The 22,261-nt window shown below is 73.1% G+C and carries 15 protein-coding genes; 6 read left to right on the top strand and 9 right to left on the bottom strand.

The features are described 5' to 3' along the window. Positions 1–128 precede the first annotated feature (128 nt). Entirely contained in the window at positions 129–1,034 is a 906-nt protein-coding gene (locus ACZ7JZ_RS14410; protein ID WP_470938050.1) for an SDR family oxidoreductase, read from the bottom strand. A gap of 319 nt (positions 1,035–1,353) precedes the next feature. Here ACZ7JZ_RS14410 and ACZ7JZ_RS14405 point away from each other — a divergent pair, with 319 nt between their 5' ends. Further along, positions 1,354–1,857: a DUF6232 family protein gene (locus tag ACZ7JZ_RS14405; protein ID WP_470938047.1), complete on the top strand. Its 504-nt coding sequence runs from the start codon at positions 1,354–1,356 to the stop codon at positions 1,855–1,857. Between the two features lie 66 nt (positions 1,858–1,923). Here the strand turns inward: ACZ7JZ_RS14405 and ACZ7JZ_RS14400 are convergent, their stop codons facing one another. From ACZ7JZ_RS14400 to ACZ7JZ_RS14385, 4 genes are all read right to left on the bottom strand, one after another. Then, positions 1,924–2,535: a YdeI/OmpD-associated family protein gene (locus ACZ7JZ_RS14400; RefSeq protein ID WP_470938044.1), complete on the bottom strand. Its 612-nt coding sequence runs from the start codon at positions 2,533–2,535 to the stop codon at positions 1,924–1,926. A gap of 92 nt (positions 2,536–2,627) precedes the next feature. Next, positions 2,628–3,125 carry a hypothetical protein gene (locus ACZ7JZ_RS14395; protein WP_470938042.1) on the bottom strand — a complete coding sequence of 166 codons (498 nt, stop codon included), beginning with the start codon at positions 3,123–3,125 and terminating at the stop codon, positions 2,628–2,630. A 69-nt stretch (positions 3,126–3,194) separates the two neighbouring features. Then, on the bottom strand, positions 3,195–3,671 hold the full coding sequence (locus ACZ7JZ_RS14390; protein ID WP_470938039.1) for a hypothetical protein: 477 nt from the start codon (positions 3,669–3,671) through the stop codon (positions 3,195–3,197). Between the two features lie 140 nt (positions 3,672–3,811). Further along, complete coding sequence (locus tag ACZ7JZ_RS14385; RefSeq protein WP_470938037.1) at positions 3,812–4,804, bottom strand: helix-turn-helix domain-containing protein; 993 nt, start codon at positions 4,802–4,804, stop codon at positions 3,812–3,814. Positions 4,805–5,050: 246 nt separating this feature from the next. Between ACZ7JZ_RS14385 and ACZ7JZ_RS14380 the strand changes: the two genes are divergently transcribed. Beyond that, positions 5,051–5,734 carry a C39 family peptidase gene (locus ACZ7JZ_RS14380; protein ID WP_470938035.1) on the top strand — a complete coding sequence of 228 codons (684 nt, stop codon included), beginning with the start codon at positions 5,051–5,053 and terminating at the stop codon, positions 5,732–5,734. Between the two features lie 81 nt (positions 5,735–5,815). Here ACZ7JZ_RS14380 and ACZ7JZ_RS14375 read toward each other — a convergent pair whose 3' ends face one another. Both ACZ7JZ_RS14375 and ACZ7JZ_RS14370 read right to left on the bottom strand, forming a co-directional pair. After that, on the bottom strand, positions 5,816–7,708 hold the full coding sequence (locus tag ACZ7JZ_RS14375) for an AMP-dependent synthetase/ligase (protein WP_470938033.1): 1,893 nt from the start codon (positions 7,706–7,708) through the stop codon (positions 5,816–5,818). Between the two features lie 143 nt (positions 7,709–7,851). Continuing rightward, positions 7,852–9,051 (bottom strand): cytochrome P450 family protein, encoded by a 1,200-nt coding sequence (locus tag ACZ7JZ_RS14370; RefSeq protein ID WP_470938030.1) that lies wholly within the window; start codon positions 9,049–9,051, stop codon positions 7,852–7,854. A gap of 344 nt (positions 9,052–9,395) precedes the next feature. Between ACZ7JZ_RS14370 and ACZ7JZ_RS14365 the strand changes: the two genes are divergently transcribed. The 3 genes from ACZ7JZ_RS14365 to ACZ7JZ_RS14355 all read left to right on the top strand — a co-directional run bounded on the left by ACZ7JZ_RS14365 (position 9,396) and on the right by ACZ7JZ_RS14355 (position 19,521). Further along, positions 9,396–12,266: a hypothetical protein gene (locus tag ACZ7JZ_RS14365; RefSeq protein ID WP_470938027.1), complete on the top strand. Its 2,871-nt coding sequence runs from the start codon at positions 9,396–9,398 to the stop codon at positions 12,264–12,266. Between the two features lie 471 nt (positions 12,267–12,737). Next, on the top strand, positions 12,738–19,031 hold the full coding sequence (locus tag ACZ7JZ_RS14360; RefSeq protein WP_470938024.1) for an RHS repeat-associated core domain-containing protein: 6,294 nt from the start codon (positions 12,738–12,740) through the stop codon (positions 19,029–19,031). 112 nt (positions 19,032–19,143) lie between these two features. Continuing rightward, on the top strand, positions 19,144–19,521 hold the full coding sequence (locus tag ACZ7JZ_RS14355) for a hypothetical protein (RefSeq protein ID WP_470938021.1): 378 nt from the start codon (positions 19,144–19,146) through the stop codon (positions 19,519–19,521). 74 nt (positions 19,522–19,595) lie between these two features. Here the strand turns inward: ACZ7JZ_RS14355 and ACZ7JZ_RS14350 are convergent, their stop codons facing one another. Continuing rightward, the gene (locus ACZ7JZ_RS14350; RefSeq protein WP_470938019.1) at positions 19,596–19,877 is read right to left on the bottom strand and encodes a peptidylprolyl isomerase; all 282 of its coding nucleotides are present in this window, start codon (positions 19,875–19,877) and stop codon (positions 19,596–19,598) included. A gap of 264 nt (positions 19,878–20,141) precedes the next feature. Between ACZ7JZ_RS14350 and ACZ7JZ_RS14345 the strand changes: the two genes are divergently transcribed. Then, entirely contained in the window at positions 20,142–21,287 is a 1,146-nt protein-coding gene (locus ACZ7JZ_RS14345) for a glycoside hydrolase family 64 protein (protein ID WP_470938105.1), read from the top strand. Positions 21,288–21,384: 97 nt separating this feature from the next. Here the strand turns inward: ACZ7JZ_RS14345 and ACZ7JZ_RS14340 are convergent, their stop codons facing one another. Then, entirely contained in the window at positions 21,385–22,173 is a 789-nt protein-coding gene (locus tag ACZ7JZ_RS14340; protein ID WP_470938016.1) for an SDR family NAD(P)-dependent oxidoreductase, read from the bottom strand. Between the last annotated feature and the right edge of the window lie 88 nt (positions 22,174–22,261).

Here is a 22,261-nt window from a genome sequence, read left to right as displayed (position 1 = left end):
CGTCCCCCAGTCCGTCGAGCCCGTACGGCGTCCCGCATGATCGCCGGGTCTGATCGTAGACCAGCGCCGGGGGCCCCTCGCTGCCCGTCACCGGCGCCGGGCAGTCGGGGTGCGGTCCCCCACCGCGTTCAGGACCCGGAGGGCGGCGGGGAGGTGTGGGCCTGCCAGTCGGCCCGGCCGCCCTGGCCCAGGACGCCGGAGGGCGAGGCCAGGTCTTCGTGGGGGGCGGCGAGTTCACGGCGGGCGGCGCGGGCGACGAGCGCCGGGAAGAGCGGGCGCAGGGGCTGGCACCAGCGCAGCCACGGAGGGGCGTACACGGAGTGCGCGCGGCGTTCGATGCCGGTGGCGAGCCACTGGGCGACCTGCTCGGGGCTGTGGACGCGGCGGGCGAAGGCCGGCTGGTTGCGGCGCAGGGCGTGCAGGACGGGCTGGTCGTCCAGGCCGTTGATCATGTCGGTGCCCGTCCAGTGGAGGTAGGCGATGCCGACCCCCACCCCGGTGGGGACCGTCTCGTTGCGCAGGGCCTGGGCGAAGGACTCGACGCCGGCTTTGGAAGCGCAGTAGGCGCTCATCAGCGGCGCGGAGCCGAAGGCGGCGGTGGAGGCGATCTGCAGGAAATAGCCGCGGGTGCGGTGCAGCTGGGGCAGGAAGGCGCGGGCGGTGTTCGCGGATCCGGTGAGGTTCACGTCGATGACGCGCTGCCACAACTCCGCATCCGTACGCTCGAAGGGGCCTCCCACCGCGATCCCGGCGTTGGCCACCACGACGGCGGCCGGCCCCAGGCGGTCCTCGACGTGCCGGGCCGCCCGGCGCAGCGCGTCGACATCGGTCACGTCGGCCTCGAAGCAGGTGCTCTCGTGGGGCAGCAGCGCAGCGGTGCGGTGCAGGCGCTCGGCCTCACGCCCCAGCAGCGCCACGCGCATGCCCGCTCCGGACAGCTCCCGCGCCAGCGCCGCGCCGATGCCGCGCGCCGCCCCGGTGACGACCGCGACGCGTCCCCTCAGCGGCGAGCCGGGGTCCTTCGCTGTGCGCATGTCGCAACCCTCCGTACGGCAACCGGGACACCCGTCCATGGTCCGCGCACCCGGGCCCGTCCGCATCCGGCCCGGACCCGGGGGCCGCCGACGACGCCTGGCGATGACAGACGACATTGGCCGTATCTCGTCTGCCGTCCCGCGACCCGCAGAGGCTTAATGATGCTCCCGCGCCACGCACTGCGGGGGTGGTGGTGACGACACGGGGGGGGCCATGGACCACACAGGCGGCATCGGCGTACCGCCTCCCGGGCCTCCGCCGCAGCTTCCGCCCGGGCGCCCGTCCCAGCCGCCTCCTGAGCCTCCTCAGATACCGCCGATGCCGCTGCCTCCCCGGCGGGGAAGGCCGCTGGAACTCCGGGTCCAGCGGCAGATCCTGTGGGTGGGGGCGGCGGCCGTGCCGTTGCGCAACGTCAGTTGGGTCGAAGTGTTCAGGCTGAGGCCCGCCTGGGGCAGGGCCGGGGTCTACCTCCTGGTGTTGGCGGCCTTCGCCTTCCTGCTCTCCGACCGGCTCGGCTCCACGGACGGGGGCGGCGGCCCCGCTGCGGGCATCCTGGCCGTGATCACCCTGATCGTCGTCTGCGCCGTCCTGCTCTGGTCGAGGAAGCCGGTGCTGGTCGTCGAGCTGAACAGCGGTTCCCGGGTGGTTCTGACCCTGCCGGACATGGATCAACTGCGGGCGGTCGCCGGGCAGGTCGTGTACGCGATCGACCACCCGGAGTTCGAGTTCTCCGCGGTTCTGGAACAGCACAACACCACGAACAACTTCGGTTCCGTCGTCCACATGAACGGCGGCCGGGGAAACACGGGGATCAAACTGTGAGCGACACGTCGAACCACTGACCTGCGTGAGCGCGGCACGGTCCCCTGGGTGCGGGCGGGCGCCCGGTCACGGGGCGGGAGGGGAGGCCGGTTTGGCGCGCTGGGGGTGGAGGGTCTCGTGCCGGGCCAGCATCGCGGTGTACTCGGCGATCTTCCGGGCGCGCGTCTCGGGCCGCTTGACGGATTCGACCCGGTTGATGAGGGCGAAGCGGTTGGTCTTGGTGAGCACCTCGAACATGGCCTGTGCCGCCGGGTCGGCGGCGATCGCGGCCCGCAGGTCGTCCGGCACCTGCGCTTCGGACGAAGACGCGTAGGCCGCCGCCCACCGCCCGTCCGCCTTCGCGGCCTCCACAGCGGCCCGGCCCGCGGGGTGCATCAGGCCGGCCTCCTCCAGCCGGGCCACGTTGGCGACGTTGCGCCGGGACCACACGCTGCGGGGGCGGCGCGGGGTGAGCCGCCTCCAGGAGCTCTCCTCGTCGCGCTTGCGGGCCTGGCCGTCGATCCAGCCGAAGCACAGGGCCTCGTCGACCGCCTGCTCCCAGGTCAGCGTGGTGACGGTGCCGCCCTTCCTGGTCAGGGCGAGCCATACGCCGGGAGACGTGGTGTGGTGGGCCAGCAGCCAGGCGCGCAGCGCGGCGCCGTCGGCGACGATCAGCTCGTCCAGGTCGGTTCCGGTCATCCCGCAAGGGTACGGGCCGCCGCCTACCCCTTGGGCAGGCGCCGGCGCACCTCACACCCCTGTCGCTCCGGTGCCCGGCGGGGCGGTGCGGCTCACCACCACGGGCCGCAGTAGCTGCCCTCTCCGACGGCCCGGCCGCAGGCGCGGAAGCGGGTGTCGGGGTCGGGGCTGGTCGCGTGGGCGGGGGTCCACGGGGTCATGCCGGCCGTATGGATCTGGAACGGGCCGCACTGCGTCCAGCTGGCTCCGCCGTTGCGGGTCACATCCATCCAGTACTGGTCCCCCGGCTTGGTGTATCCGGCGATGCGGGTCCAGCCCTGCTGGACCCCGTCCAGGTTGCCGACCCGCAGCTCCACCCTGCGGCGGTTGAACGGGGAGGTGTAGCCGGTGTTCAGCGGGACGGTGTGGACGGTCCAGGCGCCGGTGGCCGAGGCCGGGTTGGGCCAGCTCTGGCAGTCCCCGGTGGAGGCCGCGGCCTGCGGGGCGGCGAGGACTCCGGACAGCGTGACCAGCGCGAGTCCGGACAGCAGGACGGTCCACCTGCGGCGCGCGGACGCGGCGGCCGGCTCTCGTACGGGAGAAGAAGACATGCGGGATCGGTCCTTCGGCTTGAGGAGGGGACGGGAAGGGTGCGGCAGGGGGTGCGGGAGGTACGGGGGTCAGAGGCCGCCGACGCCCGGGCCGCACATGGGGACGCCGGGGATGGGCTCCCAGTCGCCGCCGTACGTCACGGCGTTGGCGGGCAGCCAGCCCCAGCCGTTGCGGGAGAGGGCGGTGTCCGCCTGGGTGTAGAGCCAGTAGTTGTTGACCCCGGTGCCGTTCCTGGGGTTCATCACGCCCATGCGCTGGCACACGACCCAGTTCGTCCCCGCGTACAGGGTGCCGACGCTCTGCCGGCTGCCCACCGGGTCGAGGAGGACCGCGGAGTTGGTCCAGGTCGGGCAGGTGGAGGTGCGGAAGCGGCCGCCGAGGAAGTCGGTGACGACCGGGCCGTTCCAGCAGCTGCCGGCGGCGGCCCGGGCCGGGGCGGCGGGAGCGGCGGCGAGTCCGAGGGCGAGGAGGGCGGTCGCGGCGACGGCCGCCGGGCCCGTCACGCGGGCGGGCAGGAGAGCGGAGGTGCGGACGCGGCGGAACATGGGGGTGGCACCCCTTTCGGGTCGGTGGGCGGAGCGCCGGGGGCCCTGCCGGGCCGTCCGGTCGTACCGCCGGGACCGACAGCGTCGGGGAGGGTGCCCGCGGCCCTCAAACCGCTTCGCTCCACCCTTAAAACCCCAGTTCAGGGGAGGCTGCCCGCCAGCTGGGCGCCGAGCGGCGTGAGGGTGTGCACCACCGAGCAGCCGCTGCGGGTGGTCCGGGCGAGCCCGGCCTCCCGGAGGACCGTGGCGTGCTGGCTGGCGGCGGCGGCCGATACGCCGAGGCGCCGCGAGAGCTCCGTCGTCGTGCAGCCCAGGGCCAGGGCGTCGAGCGCGGCGGCGCGCGTCCGGCCCATGAGGGCCGCGAGCCGGTGCGCCTGGGGGTGGGGCGGCGCCGTCCCCGCGGGCTGCAGTACCTGCGCCGCGCCGCCTGCCCGCTGCGCCGGGTAGACCAGCACGGCCGGGCCCTCCGCCTGCGGCTCGGGCAGGAAGAGCTGCGGCCTGCCGCAGAAGAACGAGGCGGAGACGAGCAGCCCCCGGCCGCCGAGCCGGATCTCGGCCCGCGTCCAGCCGGGCAGCTCGAGGACGGGCGAGGACCACCGCACGGCCGGGTGCAGCTGTCCCAGGACCCGGTCGAGCCCGCCCTCCAGGAAGGCCCGCCCGGACAGGGCGTGCTCGGTGTCGGCGTGCCCGCGGATCCGGGACCAGTACGGCGCGACGGCCGCGGCGTGGGCGCCGGCCGTCAGCTGCGCCAGCCGGCGGCGTCCGTCCCGGCGCCCCTCCGCCAGGTCGGCCAGCCACCCGGGCGCCCCGGGGCGCCGGGCGGGGCCCAGCTCCTCGGCGAGCAGTTCGCGGGGCAGGGCCGTGAAGGCCTCCACGGCGGAGTCGAGGCCGTCCGCGGCGCCCACGGTGGAGAAGACGTCGACGGGCGGCCTGCGTACCGGGGCCAGCACCGCCAGTTCGGCCGTCTGCCGGTGCAGCAGCGGCCGCGTCGCGGCACGCCAGGGGTCGAGCAGGGCGGGGCGGTCGCGCAGTTGGAGGGCCTGGAGCGCGAAGACGGTCTCGGCGAGCGGGCCCAGCGTGGGGACCAGGCGGACGCGGGCCAGGTCCTCGGCGGTCAGGTGTACGCGCGGCACGACAGCTCCTCCCCGGCCTTCGGCGGCCGCGGCTCGACCCGGCGGTACGGCGGGGCGACCCGTCGGATCCGGCCCGCCCACCAGCACCTTTTAAGGCGGGGTCGAACAGCATCGCAGGACGGCCCCCGATCGAACAAGCTTTCCCCGCCGGCCGGTCGGAGGCCGGATGCGAAGCAGTACGCAGCAGACGGCACACAGCACACACAGCAGGGGGAACCAACCCTGAAGTCGACCAGGAGCAGGTTCATGCGGGCCGCCACCTCGATGGCGGTCGTCGTCGCGGGCGCAGGTCTGAGCGTGGCGGTCACCGCACCGGCCGCCCAGGCGTGCGTCATCGACCCGGACACCAGCCAGTGCATCCCGAACATCCCGTACGCGAAGACGCTCAACCACCAGGCGCAGGGGCAGCACCAGGGCCACTACTGCGGCCCGGCCTCCACCCGGATCGCCCTGACCGTGCGCGGCCGCTACCCGAGCCAGGAGCACCTCGCCGACGGCAACAACCTCAAGACGGACATCTACAACGGTACGAACAGTTCCTGGGACGTGCGCCGCGTACTGAACGCGCAGGCCGGCACCACCTGGTACGACGCGAAGGTGCGCAGCGGCCCGAACGCCACCTACGGCCACTACAACCAGGCGGACTGGGCCGCGCTCCTGAAGTCGGACGTGCGCTTCGACATCAACCGCGGCTACGCCCTGGTCGTCAACGTGGTCGGCTCCGCCTCCACCGGCTCGGGCACCCGCTCGTACCCGAACGGCCACTACCTGACGGTCGTCGGCTACGACAACTACGGAAGCCGGGCCTACGTGGTGGACACCGGCTACCACGACGGCCGCAGGGACGCGGACGGGTTCGGGTACTCCGCGTACTGGATCGACACGGCGAAGCTGGCCGCCTGGAGCTACAACAGGGGCTACGCGGCCTGAGCCCCGCGCTGCGCCCGGGCCCGGTGCCCGGGCGCAGCGGTGGCGGGTGCGCCTGCGCCGTACGTGCCGGCGGTCCGGGTGTCAGGCCTCGCGCGCGCCCTCGTACATGGCGGCGACGAGGTCCGCGTACGTGCGCTCGACGACGGGGCGCTTCACCTTGAGGCTGGGGGTGAGCTCGCCGTGTTCGACGTCGAGGTCGCGGGGCAGGACGGTGAACTTCTTGACGGTCTGCCAGCGCTGGAGGCCGCCGTTGACCTCCTGGACGAAGCCGTCGACGAGTGCGTGGACCTCCGGGGAGGTGACGACGTCGGCGTACGTGCGTCCGGCGAGGCCGTTCGAGGCGGCCCAGGGCATGATCACGCTCTCGTCGAGGGTGACGAGGGCGGTGCAGTAGTTGCGGCCGTTGCCGATGACGAGCATGTTGGAGGCGAAGGGGCAGGCGGCCTTGAAGCGGCCCTCGATCTCGCTGGGGGCCACGTACTTGCCGCCGGAGGTCTTGAAGAGGTCCTTCTTGCGGTCCGTGATCCGGACGTAGCCGTCGCCGTCTACCTCGCCGATGTCCCCGGTCCGCAGCCAGCCGTCGTCCTCCAGCACTTCGGCCGTCGCCTCGGGGAGGTTGTGGTAGCCGCGCATGACGCCGGGGCCGCGGACGAGGACCTCGCCGTCCCCGGCGATGCGGATCTCGGTGCCGGGCAGGGGTTTGCCGACCGTGCCCACGCGGCAGTCCTCGGCCGGGTTCACGGTGCACGCGGCGCTGGTCTCGGTGAGGCCGTAGCCCTCGAGCACGTTGACGCCGGCGCCCGCGAAGAAGTAGCCGATGTCGGGGGCGAGCGCCGCGCTGCCGGAGGCGCTGCCGCGCAGTGCCCCGCCGAAGGCCGCCCTGATCTTTCCGTAGACCAGCCGGTCGGCGACGGCGTGCCGCGCCCTGAGGGACAGGGGCGGCCTGCGCCGCCCCGGGGCCGCCCGCTGCTCCTGCGCGGTCCGGGCGTACTCGCGGGCGACCCCGGCCGCCCACAGGAAGATCCGGTACTTGACCCCGCCCTCGGCGCGCGCCCGGGCGGCGATGCCGTTGTAGACCTTCTCGAACACGCGGGGGGCGGAGGCCATGATGGTCGGCCGGACCACGGGGAGGTTGGCGACGATGCGGTCGATGCGGCCGTCCACGGCCATGACGTGGCCGGACTGCACCTGCCCGGAGATGAGGGCCTTGCCGAAGACGTGGGACAGCGGGAGCCACAGGAACTGCACGTCGTCGGGGAGCACGAGTCCCGTGGCCTCCTGGGCGACCCCCTGGTACGACCAGCAGTCGTGCACCAGGCGCACGCCCTTGGGGCGCCCGGTGGTGCCCGAGGTGTAGATCAGGGTGGCCAGCTGCTCGGGGGCGATCGCCCGGACCGCCTCCTCTACGGCGCCGGGGTGCCCGGCCAGGTGGGCGGCGCCGCGCCGCTCCAGTTCGGCGAGGGTGAGCACCTCCAGGCCCTCGGCGGCCGGCGCGTCCGGCGCCGGATCGAAGAGGACCGCGTACTCCAGTCCCGGCAGGTCCTTCTTGTGCGCCACGACCTTGGCCAGCTGCCCGGCGTCCTCGACGAAGACCGCGCGGCTGCCGGAGTCGGCGAGGATGTACGCCGTCTCCTCGCCGTTGGTGCTCGGGTAGACGGCCGTCGCCGCCACTGCCGCGCACATCGCGCCCATGTCGGCGAGGATCCACTCCACCCGCGTCGAGGAGATGATCGCGACCCGCTCCTCGGTCCGCAGGCCCAGGTTCAGCAGTCCGGCCGCGACCGCCTTCACCCGCTCGGCGGTCTGCGCCCAGGTCAGCGACCGCCACTCCTCGGCCCCGCCCTCCCCGGCCCCGTCCCCGACGGGGGCGGGGTAGCGGTACGCCTCCCGGTCGGGGGTGGCGGCGGCGCGCGACAGGAACAGGTGCGCCACGGACGGCGGCCGGTCCTCGAGCAGGTGCTGTGCAGAAGTCACGTCGGCCTCCGGGCCCCAGGGCAGCCGCCGCACACGGGCGAACTGGCGGGTAACTTGCGGACGTTCCCGAGGCTAGGGCCCGTACCCGCCACTGCGTAAGGGAGTTGACCGATGATTACGGCGGCGCGGGGGGCGCCGCGGCCTCATCCGGCCGGGGCGAGGGGGCCTCCGTAGCGGACGGGCAGGGTGGTCAGGCCGCGGGCGCGGAGGGAGGGGCGCCAGGGGGCGGGGGCGGGCGGAGCGGCTGCTTCGAGGTGCGGGTAGCGGGCGAGCAGGGCGGCGAGGGCGATCTCGGTCTCGGCGCGGGCCAGCGGGGCGCCCAGGCAGTAGTGGATGCCGTGGCCCAGTGCCAGGTGGCCGCCGGTGTCGCGGTCGAAGTCGAGGGTGTCGGGGCGGGGGAAGCGGGCGGGGTCGCGGTTGGCGGCGGCGAGGGAGAGCAGTACGGTCTCGCCGGCGGGGACGGTGACGCCGGCGATGGTGACGTCCTCGGTGGGGAAGCGGCGGACGGCGAGGGCCGCGGGGCCCTCGTAGCGGGCGAACTCCTCGACGGCGGCCGGGATCCGGGCGGGGTCCCTGCGGAGCAGGGCCAGCTGTCCGGGCTGCTGCAGGAGGGCGTGGACGGCGTTGCCGATCAGGTGCACCGTGTTCTCGTAGCCGGCGAACAGGACGAGGAAGGCGACCGAGGTCAGTTCGTCCTCGCTCAGCCGGTCGCCGTCGGCTTCGCGGACCGCGGTGAGGTCAGACAGGAGGTCGTCGGCGGGCCGTTCGCGCTTGTGGGCGATGAGCTCCGCGAGGAAGCCCAGCATGGCGGCGACCGCCCCGCGGGCGTCCTGCGGGCGCGCCGGGTCCGGGGAGACCAGGGCGTCGGTCCAGGACCGGAAGTCCCGGCGGCGGTCCTCCGGGACGCCGAGGACCTCGCAGATGACGGTGATGGGCAGCGGGGCGGCGTACGCGGTCAGCAGGTCGGCGGTGCCCGCCGGGCCGAGCCGGTCGAGGAGGCGCTCGGCCGTCGCGCGGATCGGCAGGCGCAGCTGCTCGACGCGGCGCGGGGTGAAGGCGCGGCCGACGAGCCTGCGGATGCGGGTGTGGTCGGGCGGGTCCATGTTGAGCAGGTTGGCGTCGAGCGCCGGAGGCAGTGACAGGCCGCGGTAGTTGCCCTCCGCGGCGTGCGACTTGTCCAGCGAGAGCCGGGGGTCGGCGAGGGCTGCGCGTACGTCGGCGTAGCGGGTCACCAGCCAGGCCGGCATCCCGTCGGTGCCCGATATCCGGCAGACGGGCGCCTCGGTGCGCAGGCGGTCGTAGACGGCGTAGGGGTCGGCGGCCAGTTGCTGGTGGAGGTCCATGCGGCCGACCCTAAGGGAACGTCAGAGACCGCTGTCGGCGGCCGGGGGCGGCGGGCGGGACCAGCCGGGTGCGGCCGGACCCCGCGCCGACCCCCACCCGCGCCACACCGCACCGCACCGCACCGCCACAATTTCGAAGAGTTCTTTCAAATCGACCTGCGCTTTACCACACGTTGACCGCAGAAAAATCCCGCAAAACCGCTGATCGCACATCAGATAACCGTCGGGTAACTTACCGGTTAAGAATTGAAGATCGCGAATTTATCTGCGTAAGGTTCGGGGCCATTTCGATCAAGTGAAGAAGGATCCCCATGCCCACTCCGCCGATAAGGCAAAGAAGCGGTGTGTCCTATCGGCGCACACTCACGGCCGGCCTGGCCGCGGTCCTCGGACTCGCCACCCTGCCCTCGCTGGTGCCCGCGGCCACCGCCGACGGTCCCGCCGCCCCGGCGAAGACCGGTACCGCCGTCGCGCTCGAGAAGGCGCGCGCGACGGGCGAGCGCGTGGAGATCGTCAGCGAGCGCAGCGAGACCGCCGAGGTGTTCGCGAACCCCGACGGCACCCTCACCGAGGACCGGCACTTCCTCCCGGTCCGCGTGCGGCAGGGCGGCAAGCTGGTCGACGTCGACACCACCCTGCGCACGGAAGGTGACGGCTCCGTCTCCCCCCGGGCCACGGCCATGGACGTGACCTTCTCCGGCGGCGGCACCGGCCCGATGGCCACCCTGGTCGAGGACGGCCGCAGCTTCTCGCTGTCCTGGCCGGACCCGCTGCCCGCCCCCGTGCTCGACGGCGACGTGGCGACGTACCGCGAGGTGCTGCCCGGGGTCGACCTCCGGCTCAAGGCGGGCGTCGACGGGTTCCAGCAGCTGCTCGTCGTGAAGTCCGCGAAGGCCGCGAAGAACCCCCGGCTCGCCCAGGTGCGCTACGGGCTGGACGCCGAGGGCGTCGAGGTGTCGGCCGACGAGCACGGCAACCTGACCGCCGTCGACCCCTCCGGGGCCGAGGTCTTCGCCGGGCCCACGCCCCAGATGTGGGACAGCTCCAGCGCCACCGCCGACTCCCCGCTGGCCCCCCGCAAGCCCGGCGCGGCCGCGGGCGAGGCGACCGACACCGAGGACCCGGCCTTTGACCCGGCCCTCGGCGCCAACGACGCCGCGATGAAGACCGAGGTCACCGACTCGGCCCTGGCCATCACGCCCGACCGCGCCCTGCTGACGGACCCCGACACCGAGTACCCCGTCTACATCGACCCGTGGGTGTCCGGCAGCCGCGAGGCCTGGGTCCGCGTCTACAAGCGGTACCCGGACACGGCGTACATGGGCGACGAGACGGTCGCGCGCGTCGGCTACGAGTCCGACACCGGCGGGCTCTCGCGGTCCTTCTTCCAGATGAACTCCAAGAACCTCTGGGACACCAACAAGCAGATCGTCAAGTCGACTTTCCGGATCAAGAACACCTGGTCCTGGTCCTGCTCGGCCCGCGCGGTCGAGCTGTGGGACACCGGCCGGATCGCCTCCACCACCACGTGGAACAACCAGCCGGGCTGGATCAAGAAGCTCGCCTCGGTCAACGCGGCGAAGGGCTGGTCCGCCGACTGCCCGGCCGGCGACCTGGAGTTCGACACCACCTCCATGGCCAAGGAGGCGGCCGCGAAGAAGTGGGCCGACATGACGGTGGGCCTGCGCTCGGCGTCGGAGACGGACACCTTCGGCTGGAAGAAGTTCGACCCGGCTACCGCGGTGCTGTCCACCGAGTACAACACCCCGCCCGCGCTCCCCACCGGCATGCAGAGCACCCCGGCGCCGAACGCGTCCGGCTACATCGGCAAGACCAACGCGGCCACCGGCATCCACCTGCGCGCGAAGATCACCGACGGTGACGGCGGCAACCTCAAGGCCCGCTTCCGCCTCCAGCCCGCGGGCGGCACCGCCACCGAGGGCGTCGTGGACGTGGCCAGCGGCGCGGTCGCCGACTGGCGGATCCCCGGCACCCCGGCGGACGGCGCCTACACCTGGCAGGTACGCGCGGAGGACGCCCACGGCGCCACCGCGTGGACCACGGCGGCGGCGTTCACCCTCAAGCAGACGGCGCCGGTGGCGCCCACCGTCGCGGTCGACCCGGCCACCGGCCTCGCCACCTTCTCCGTGGACGGCCCCACCGGCGGCGCGCACATCGCCTCGTACCGCTTCGGGGTCAACGCCGACCAGCCCACGCAGCGGGTGACCGCCTTCCAGGGCCGGGCCACCGTCCTGCTCCCGAAGCTCCCCGAGGGCCGCTACACCGTGAAGGCGTACGCCACCGACCTGGCGGGCAACGACTCCGAGGCCGCCGACAGCAGCGGCGTGCTGTGGGAGAGCGGCCTCGCCGCCACCTCCCTCGCGGACGCGGCGACCACGTCGGGCAACCAGCTGCTGGCCGTGGCCGGCGGCAGGGTCTGGCACGGTATGACGGGCGCCGGGATGAACGACACCACCGCCACCGTGGGCGAACTGGCCGACGTACGCCAGGTCGCCTCCGCCGCGACCGGCGCCGACCTCCAGGTCCTGGCCGTCAGCGGCGAGCAGCTCCACCACGCCGTCCGGGCCGAGAACGGCTCGTGGCAGCGCTGGGGCACGGTGACCGCGGCCGGAGCGGCCGGACCGCTGCCCGGCGTCCAGCGGGTGGCGGCCGCCGCCAACGGCACCGCGCTCGTCGTGGCCGCCGTCGCCGGGGACAAGGTGTACACGACCGTCCGCGCCGCCGACGGCAGCTGGTCGGCCTGGACCGCGGTCGCCGGTACGCCCGCGGGCATCGAACAGCTCGCCGTGGCCCAGGCGGGCGGGGCGTCCCACCTCGTCACGCTGGCGGGCGGGCAGCTCGCCCAGTTCGCCCAGGCCGCCGGGGGTGCGTGGCAGCCGGTGGCCCTGACCCCGGCCGGAGGCCCGCTGACCGGCGTGTCCTCGCTCGCCATGGCCGGGACGGGCACCGAGCTGCAGCTCGCGGCCACCGTCGAGGGCCGCGTCCACCACATCATGCGGTCCACCGCCGGCGCCTGGGGCGCCTGGGGTGACGTGACCGCACAGGTCGGCGACCTGGGCCGGGTCCACACCCTGCTCGCCACGCCGGTCACCGGCGGGTTCCGGCTGACGGCCGTGACCGACGACGCGATCAGCCAGACCACCCGGGCGGCCAACGGCACCTGGACCCCGTGGAAGGGCATCTACCAGCCCTGACACGGCCTCCGGTACGGGTCCGGTGCCGCCCCTGCGCCGGCAGGGGCGGCACCGGCGGGCCGCGCACGCCCTGCGCGACGTACACAGGCCTCCGTGTGCGCACGCGGGTCTGCGCGTGCGTACGCGCACCCGCCCGCGCCTCCGTACCCGCGGGGTTGCGCGTACCCGACGGCTTCACGCCCCCGTAAGGCCGTGCGGAAACACGTTTTTGACGGTCTTTCACGCCGATTGCACACAAGGGCAGTTCAGGAATCACCCGGGGAATTGTTAAGTGGATCACCATTTCCCCAAAGGAACCTCTGCAGCTTTACCCCCGCTTTAAATCCGCTTTACTCTCATCGCGGCTCCGATCCATCCGATCAGCCGAATTCCACACGAGAGAGCGCGGAGACAGGCGTGACCCATTCGACGAATCATCCGTCGAGAGAGCCCCATTGGAGCTCACTGGACGTGTGGCGCTGGCCGAGACCGGTGCGCCGTTCCGTCCAGGGCCTGGCCGCCGTCATCAGCGGCGCCCTGCTGGCCACCGCGGTCCCGGCCGGCGCGGCCGTCGCCGCCGGCAGCGACTTCACCGTGCGCGGCCTCCAGGGCGAGCGGCTGGTCGACGGCAAGCCCGTGAAGGCCAAGAAGCCGCCGGTGAGCGAGACCACCCGGCGCGCGCTCAAGGCCGCGCCCGCAGCCGACTGGCCCGACGCCGCGGCCAAGACCGTCGACCTGCCGCCCGCCGAGCCGGCGAAGTCGGCCAAGACGGCGAAGACCGCAAAGACCGCTGCCACCGCCCGGTCCGGGCGCGCCGCGGCGGCCCCGGTCCGCACCGAGGTCGGCGGCCTTCCCCTCACCCTCACGCCCCGGGGCGCCGCCGGCGCGAAGGACGGCGCCGACCGGCTCACCGTAGAGGTGAAGCCCCAGGCCGCCGCCGCGAAGGCGGGCGTCAACGGGGTCCTGATGACCCTGAAGCCCGCCGCCGCCGGGGCCCCGGTTCCCGAGCGGGTCTCGCTCGGACTCGACTACTCCGCCTTCGCTGGCGCTTACGGCGCCGACTGGGGTTCGCGCCTGCGCCTGGTCCGCCTGCCGGGCTGCGCGCTGACCACCCCGGACAAGCCGGAGTGCCGTACGGCCACCCCGCTGGCCGCATCCGGCAACGACGACGCGCAGCAGCGCCTGACCGGCGAGGTCACCCTCCGCCCGGAGTCCGCGAAGACGGCCGCAGCAGCCCGGACGCTGGCCGCCCCGGCGCCGGTGGTCCTGGCCGCCGAGGCCGCCGCGGGAGGCGACAAGGGCGACTACGCCGCCACCCCCCTGGCCCCCAGCGGCGCCTGGCAGGCCGGCGGCTCCAGCGGCGACTTCACCTGGTCGTACGTGTTCGACGTGCCCGACGTACCCGGCGACCTGTCCCCCGACCTGGGCCTGGCCTACTCCGCGCAGAGCGTGGACGGCCGGACCGCGGCCACCAACAACCAGCCCTCCCAGGTCGGCGACGGCTGGGAGATGGCCTCGGGCGGCTTCATCGACCGCCGCTACCAGCCCTGTGCGGAGGTGCCCGGCTCCGGCGTCACGCACAAGGACCTCAAGGGCGACCTCTGCGAGGCCTCGGACAATGCGGTCCTGACCCTCAACGGCAGCACCACCGAGCTGGTCCGCGACGACGACACCGGCGTGTGGAAGCCCGCCAAGGACGACGGCTCCAAGGTCGAGCTGCTCACCGGCGCCGACAACGGCGACGCCGACGGCAGGCACTGGAAGCTGACCTCCGTCGACGGCACCCAGTTCTTCTTCGGACTGAACAAGCTGCCCGGCTGGACCAGCGGCAAGGACACCACCGAGTCCGCCTGGACCGTCCCCCTGTACGGCAAGACCGGCGGCGGCAGGCAGCACGCCTGGCGCTGGCAGCTCGACCAGGTCGTCGACACGCACGGCAACGCCATGGCGTACTTCTACACGAAGGAGGCCAACCGCTACGGCGCCCTCGGCAAGCCCGCGGGCGTGGGCTACACCCGCGGCGGCCACCTCTCGCGCATCGAGTACGGCCACCGGGCCGGCGCCGTCTACGGCGCCCCCGCACCGGCCAAGGTCACCTTCGACACGGCCGAGCGCTGCCTGCCCGGGGCCGACTGCTCGGATGCGAAGTTCACCAAGGCCAACGCCAAGAACTGGCCCGACGTCCCGGTGGACCAGTACTGCGCCCCCGGCGCCGAGTGCAAGGACCAGCTGTCCCCGACGTTCTGGACCCGCAAGCGCATCACCGGCGTCAGCACCCACGTGCTGACCGGCGGCGCGTACAAGCCCGTCGACCACTGGGGCATGGAGCACTCCTTCCCCTCCAGCGGCGACGGCACCGCGGCCGCGCTGTGGCTCCAGTCGGTCAAGCACACCGGCAGGGCGGGCGGCTCCCTGGAGCTGCCCGAGATCACCTTCGGCGGCCAGCAGCTGGCCAACCGCGTCGACGGCCAGGACGGCCTGGCGCCGTTCGTCCGCTACCGCCTGAACTCCATCACCACCGAGACCGGCGGCCAGATCGGCGTCGGCTACTCCGCCCCGGAGTGCTCGGTCACCTCCACCCCCAAGGTCCTGCCGGCGGCGGACGACGCCAACACGCTGCGCTGTTTCCCGGTCAACTGGTACGCCCCCGGGCAGCCGATCGGCACCGACGGCCGGCCCAAGCCCCTCAAGGACTGGTTCCACAAGTACGTCGTCACCCAGATCCTGGAGACGGACCTGGTCGGCGGCGCACCCGCGGCGACCACCAGCTACGAGTACGTCGGCGCTCCCGCCTGGCGCTACGACACCTCCGAGTTCTCCCGTGACGTGGAGCGCACCTGGAACCAGTGGCGCGGCTACGGCAAGGTCCGCACCCGCGGGGGCGGCGGCAGCGACGCCAGGACCCTCTCCGAGGACGTGTTCTTCCGCGGGATGCACGGCGACAGGCTGCTCGCCGGCGGCACCCGCAGCGTCCAGGTCGCCGACTCGGAGGGCAACGCCCTCACCGACCACGACGCGTTCGCGGGGCTGACCCGCGAGGAGCTCACCTACAACGGCGACGGCGGCGCCCTGATCTCCGCCGAGACCACCGAACCGCAGGTCACGGCCGCGAGCGCGACCCGCCAGCGGACCGGCACCGTCCCGCTCACCGCCCAGACGGTCAACGTGGCCGCGGAGGCCACCCGCACGGCCGTCGAGGGCGGCACCTGGCGCCGTACCAGGACCACGACGTCCTACGACGGGTACGGCCTGCCCGTGCAGGTCGACGACCAGGGCGACACCGGCACCACCGCGGACGACCTGTGCACCCGCACCGAGTACGCCCGCAACCCCGCGATCCACCTGCTGGACCAGGTCAGCCGCGAGGAGACCGTGTCCGTCGCGTGCGGTGCCGAGGCCAAGCGCCCCGAGCACGTCGTCGCCGACGACCGCACCCACTACGACGGGAAGGGCTTCGGCGCCGCCCCGGTCAAGGGCGACCCGACCCGCGCCGAGGAGCTCGCCTCCTACGAGGGCGGGCAGCCCCGCTACGTGAGCGCGGGCACCGAGGTCTTCGACGTCTACGGGCGCAGCACCGAGCAGGTCGACCCGCTCGGCGGGAAGACCACCACCGCGTACACCCCGGCGACCGGCGAGGCCCCCACCAAGGTCACGACCACCAACGCGCTGGGGCACACCGAGACCGACGTCCAGGACCCGACCCGCGGCCTGACCACCACGGAGACCGACGCCAACGGCCGGCAGGTCCACCACGAGTACGACCCGCTGGGCCGCCTGGTCCGGGCCTGGGAGCCCGGCCGCGGCAAGGAGCTGGCACCGGACTACGAGTACGCCTACCTGATCCGCCGCGACGGCCCCGCCGTCACGACGAGCAGGTCCCTCCAGGACAACGGCAAGTACACGGTCGTCAACGAGTTCTTCGACGGCCTGCTGCGCCCGCGCCAGACCCAGGCCACCCGCTCCGACCTCGGCGAGAGCGCCCAGGCGGCCGCCGGGCGCGTCGTGACCGACACGGTCTACGACTCGCGCGGTCTGGTGGTCAAGGAGTCGGGCCCGTTCCTCAACGGCACCGACCCGAACACCGTCCTGCTGTCCGCACCGGACAACCAGATCATCCGGCAGAGCAGCTACCTGTACGACGGGGCGGGCCGCCAGACGGCCGCGCTGTTCTCCAGCCTGGGCAGCGAGAAGTGGCGCACCACCACCGCGCACGGCGGTGACCGCGTCCACACCGTCCCGCCGGCCGGCGACACCGTCACCACCCGCATCAGCGACGGCCGGGGACGGCTGACCGAACTGCGCCAGTACAAGGCCCGTACGGCCACGGGCGAGTTCGACGCCACCCGCTACGGCTACACGCCCGGCGGCGAACTGGCCTCGGTGCACGACGCCGAGGGCAACCGGTGGACCTTCGAGTACGACCTGCGCGGCCGCAAGGTGAAGGACTCCGACCCGGACCGCGGGCCCACCTCCTACACCTACGACGACGCCGACCAGCTGCTCACGTCGACCGACGCGCGCGAGAAGACCGTCGCGACGGTCTACGACGCGCTGGGCCGCCCCGTCTCCACCCACGAGGGGTCCCCGGCCGGCACGAAGCTGGCGGAGTGGACGTACGACACCCTCGCCAAGGGCGAGCTGAGCGAGGCCAAGCGCTTCACCGGCGGCCAGGCGTACGTGCAGTCGGTCCTCGGCTACGACGGCGCCGGGCGCCCCACCGGCTCCCGGGTCACCGTCCCGCAGTCCGAGGGGAAGCTGGCCGGCACCTACGAGTTCACCGGCACCTACACCGCCACCGGGGAGGTCGCAACCAGCGAGCTGCCCGCGGCGGGCGGACTGCCGGCCGAGAAGCTGACGCACGGCTACAACGCCACCGGCCTGCCCAGCACCCTCAAGGGCGCGGCCGACTACGTCACCACCTCCAAGCACACCCCCTTCGGTGAGCTGCAGCAGTACCAGCAGGGTGCGGCCGGCAAGCGCCTGGTGCACACCAACGTCTTCGACGACTCCACCCGGCGGGTCAACAAGTCCTACCTGGACCGCGAGGTGAGCCCCGGCGCGCTGTCGGAGACGGACTACTCCTACGACCCGGCGGGCAACGTCACGAAGATCAGCGAGCTGCGGGAGGGCAAGACCCGCGACACGCAGTGCTTCGCCTTCGACCACCTGCGCCGCATGACGAGCGCGTGGACCGCCAAGACCGACTGCTCCGGCGCCCCGTCGCTGACCACCGTCGGCGGTGTGGACCCGTACTGGCACTCCTACGCCTACGACAAGACGGGCAACCGGGTCTCCGACACCCGGCACGCCACCGTCGCCGGGGGCAAGGACGACAAGCGCACCCACACCTACCCGGCCGCGGGGTCGGCGCAGCGGCACACGCTGAGCCGGACCGAGGTCGACGGCCCCGCCGGGCAGCGCACCGACACGTACGCCTACGACAAGTCCGGGAACACCACGTCCCGGAAGATCGGAGCCACGGAGCAGAAGTTCGAGTGGGACGCCGAGGGCAACCTGACCAAGGTCACCGAAGGCGCCAAGACCACCGAGTACCTGTACAACGCCAACGGCGAGCGGCTGCTGCGCAGGGACCCCACGGGGACCACCCTGTACCTGGGCGGCACCGAGCTGACCGTGGCCAGGGCCGACGGGAAGCTGTCGGGCACCCGCAGCTACGACCACGGGGACGGCACCGTCGCGGTGCGCAGCTCCGCGGGGCAGCTGACGTACCTGTCCGCCGACCACCACAACACCAACACCCTCGCGGTCGCCGCCGACGGCGCGATGACGGCGACGCGCCGCACCCTCACGCTGTTCGGTGAGGAGCGGGGCGCCCGGCCCGCGGCCTGGCCCGACCAGAAGGGCTTCGTCGGCGGCACCGTCGACGCCTCCACGGGGCTCACCCAGCTGGGCGCGCGCACGTACGACGCGGCCACCGGCCGCTTCCTGTCCGTGGACCCGCAGCTCGACGTGTCCGACCCGCAGTCCATGAACGGGTACGCGTACGCGAACAACAACCCGGTCAGCATGACGGACCCGGACGGCGAGGCCTTCTGGATCCCGGCCATCATCGCCGCCCGCATCGCCTACCAGCTGTGGAAGGCGAAGCAGGCCGCCGAGCGCATCAAGAAGCTCAAGCAGCTCAAGGAGCTCGCGGACCGGCTGAAGAAGGAGGAGGCCGCGCGGAAGAAGGCGGCCGAGGCCAAGAAGGCCGCCGAGGCCAAGAAGAAGGCCGACGACGCGGCCAAGGCCAAGAAGGCCCAGGACGCCGCCAAGGCGAAGAAGGCGGCCGAGGCCCGCAAGAAGGCCGCGCAGAAGCCGCCGAAGAAGCAGCCGCCGCGCAAGGTCGTCCAGGCCAAGAAGAGCCCGGCGGTCAAGAAGGCCGCGGCGCCGAAGAAGGCGATCACCGCGAAGCCGCCGCGCAAGGCCATCACGGCCGCGCCGAAGCGCAAGGAGCTCACGGCGGCGCGGAAGCCGGACTTCGTGGCCGACGCGAAGGGCAACGTCGTGCCGATGAACCGCAACCGGCTGGAGCGGGGGCTGCAGAACCTGCCCGGTTCCAACCCGACGGCGACGAAGTCGGCGGGCATGCAGTACACGCTCCCCGACGGGAACCTGGTCCGCATCATGCAGCCCACCCAGCACGCCGGGCTGCGCGCCTCCTTCACCAGCGGCAACCACGCGCCGGTGAGCCCCTTCACGGGCAAGACGCCCAGTCCGCCGAAGGGCTTCAAGGGCAAGGCCAAGGCGTGGGTCATGGAGCGGACACACATCTCGCTCTGGTAGCGGAGCGGGACGCTCCCCCCACAATGGTGGCGCCGAGCCACCGCACGAGGGTGGCGCACGTCCTGCGGGACGTGCGCCGCCCGGCACCGACACCTCTGCAAGGGATGTACCGATGACCGTTGAGCACCTGCCGGGAAAGCTGGTCGTGGAGGTGGGTGAGCGCCAGGCCTGGCCCTTCCTCACCTTCCTCGACACCGGGAGCGACCCGGAGCGCGAGGTGCGGCTCTACCTGGACACCGTATGGCGGGTCACGGAGCCCGGGGACCCGGACACGGACACGGACCCGTCCGCGGACCCGGAGAACCCGCTCCCGGAACTGGCCCGTCTGAACAACCGGTACGTGGAGACGGCCGTCCAGCACGCCGACGACTCCCTGGACATCACGTTCGACAACGACCTGACCCTGCGCATCTCGGGCGAACCCACCGAGACCACGGCGGGCGAGGCCTGGTGGCTCTCCCCGTGGCTCAGGGAGCCTGAGGGCCGGTAGGCCGGCCCTTCCGGATCCCGGCGGCGGGAGGCCGGGCCGCAGCAGCTGCGGCCCGGCCTCGCCGGCGTGCCGGATCAGTCCTGGCGGCTGGTGACCTCGACCAGGTGCATCCCGAACTGGGTCTTCACCGGTCCCTGGACCTCGCCCACCGGGGCGGAGAAGACGACGCGGTCGAACTCGGGGACCATCTGGCCCGGGCCGAACGAGCCGAGGCTGCCGCCGTCGCGGGCGGAGGGGCACGAGGAGTGCTTCTTGGCGAGCTCGGCGAAGTCGGCGCCGCCCTCGATCTGCTCCTTCAGCTGGAGCGCTTCGCTCTCGGTCTTCACCAGGATGTGCCGTGCGCTGGCGCTGGGCATGGGTGGAATCCTTCCGTGGGAAACGTGGAAACGTGGAAACGACGCAACGTCGCAACGTCGCAAACAAAAGGCCATCTTCGCACCCCGCCCGGGCCGCGGGGACGGGGTACGGGTGCGTCGAAACCGTTGACAGGAGTTGAACGCAGACCCAGTCTGAGAGCGCTCTCATGTGCAAGAGGTCCCCTCCGGACCCGCCTCGCCCCCCACGCTAGGAGGAAGAGAGTGTTCCGAATATCCAGAGTGCTGGCCTTCGGTGTCGCGGCCCTGTCCGCCGGTGCCGGCGTGCTGCTCTTCGGGCCGCCGCCGTCCGCCGGGGCCGTGCCGGCCACCATCCCTCTCACTATCAGGAACAACTCGGGCCGCAGCGAGCCCGTGTACCTCTACAACATCGGCACCCAGCTCTCGACGGGCCGGCAGGGCTGGGCCGACGCGAGCGGCACCTTCCACCCCTGGCCCGCGGGCGGGAACCCGCCCACCCCCGCGCCCGACGCGTCGATCGCCGGTCCCGCCCACGGGCAGACCAGGACGATCCGCATGCCCAAGTTCTCCGGGCGCGTCTACTTCTCCGTCGGGCGCAAGCTCGTCTTCCGGCTCACCACCGGCGGCCTGGTGCAGCCCGCCGTGCAGAACCCCTCCGACCCCAACCACGACATCCTGTTCAACTGGTCCGAGTACACGCTCAACGACGCCGGCCTGTGGATCAACAGCACCCAGGTCGACATGTTCTCGGCCCCCTACGCGGTGGGCGCGAAGGGGCCCGGCGGCGCGGTCCGGACCACCGGACGGCTCAAGGCCGGCGGGTACCAGGCCGTCTTCGCCGGGCTGCGGTCGGCCGGCTGGGGAGGCCTGGTCCGCAGCCGCGCCGACGGCACGCCGCTGCGGGCGCTGTCCCCCGGCCACGGGGTCCAGACGGGCGCCATCCCGTCCGGGGCGATGAACGACTACATCAACCGCGTCTGGAGCAGGTACGCCTCCTCCACCCTCACCGTGACGCCGTTCGCGAACCAGCCCGGCCCCCGGTACTACGGCCGCGTCTCGGGCAACGCCATGAACTTCACCAACGGCTCGGGGGCGGTGGTCACCAGCTTCCAGAAGCCCGACTCCGACAGCGTCTTCGGCTGCTACAAACTCCTCGACGCACCCAACGACACCGTCCGCGGGCCGATCTCGCGCACCCTGTGCGCGGGCTTCAACCGCTCGACGCTCCTGACCAACCCGAACCAGCCCGACGCGAACGGCGCCGCCTTCTACCGCGACCCCGTCACCAACCACTACTCCCGCGTCATCCACGCGCAGATGGCCGACGGCAAGGCGTACGGCTTCGCCTTCGACGACGTGGGCGCCCACGAGTCCCTGGTCCACGAGGGCGACCCCCAGGAGGCCTACATGACCCTCGACCCCTTCAACTGACCCCCCAACCGGCCCCTTCAGCCGACCCGCCGGCCGCGGCCGGTCACACCTCCGCGGCCGGTCCCGCCTCCGGGACCGGCCGCACCCGCGGGCCGGGTCACGCCTTGAGGGCCCGGCCCGCCACCGCCAGGGTCAGGCGGCGCGGGGCGAGCGCGGAGGCCGCGGCCGAGAGCCGGTTGCCGAGGCCGACGACGATGCTGGGCGGCGTGCGGTCGCGCTCCAGCGCCCGGCGGGTCGCCGTGACGACCTGCTCGGGGGTGGCCATCCGCCCGACGGCGGCGTCCCGGCTGCCGACCACGTCGAAGAACTCGGTGCGGACCGGTCCGGGCGAGACGGCGAGCACCCGCAGCGGGGAGGCGCGCGTCTCGTACGCCACGGCCTCGGTGAAGTTCAGGACGAACGCCTTCGTCGCCCCGTACACCGCCATCGCCGGGGTCGGCTGGTAGGCGGCCGCGCTGGCGACGGTGACCAGGGCGCCCCGGCCGTCGGCCACCAGGTCCGGCAGGAACTGCCGGGTCAGCTCGGTCAGCGCGGTCACGTTGAGCTGGATCATCTCGCCGATCCGGGCGGGGTCCTGGTCGGCGAACGGGCCGTGGCTGCCGAAGCCCGCGTTGTTGACCAGGGTCTGCACCCGCAGTCCGCGCCCGTCGAGCTCCGCGTGCAGGGCGGCGGCGGCGCCGGGGAGGGCCAGGTCGGCGGCGACCGCGTGGGCCTCGACCCCGTACCGGTCCCGGAGGTCCGCCGCCAGCTCCTCCAGCCGCTCGGCGCGGCGGGCCACGAGGACGACGTCCGCGCCGCGCCCGGCCCACTGGCGCGCGAACTCGACGCCCAGGCCGGCGCTGGCCCCGGTGATCAGGGCTGTGGTTCCGCGGTATGTCATAGACATGGTCGGCACTCCGTTCCGGCGGTTCGGCCGATGGGTGAAGGACGGTAACGTGAATGTAGACAGAGCAAACATTGTTGTCAATGACAAC

The sequence above is a fragment of the Streptomyces sp. NPDC038213 genome (assembly GCF_055600495.1).
This window is presented reverse-complemented; position numbering and strand designations above follow the sequence as displayed.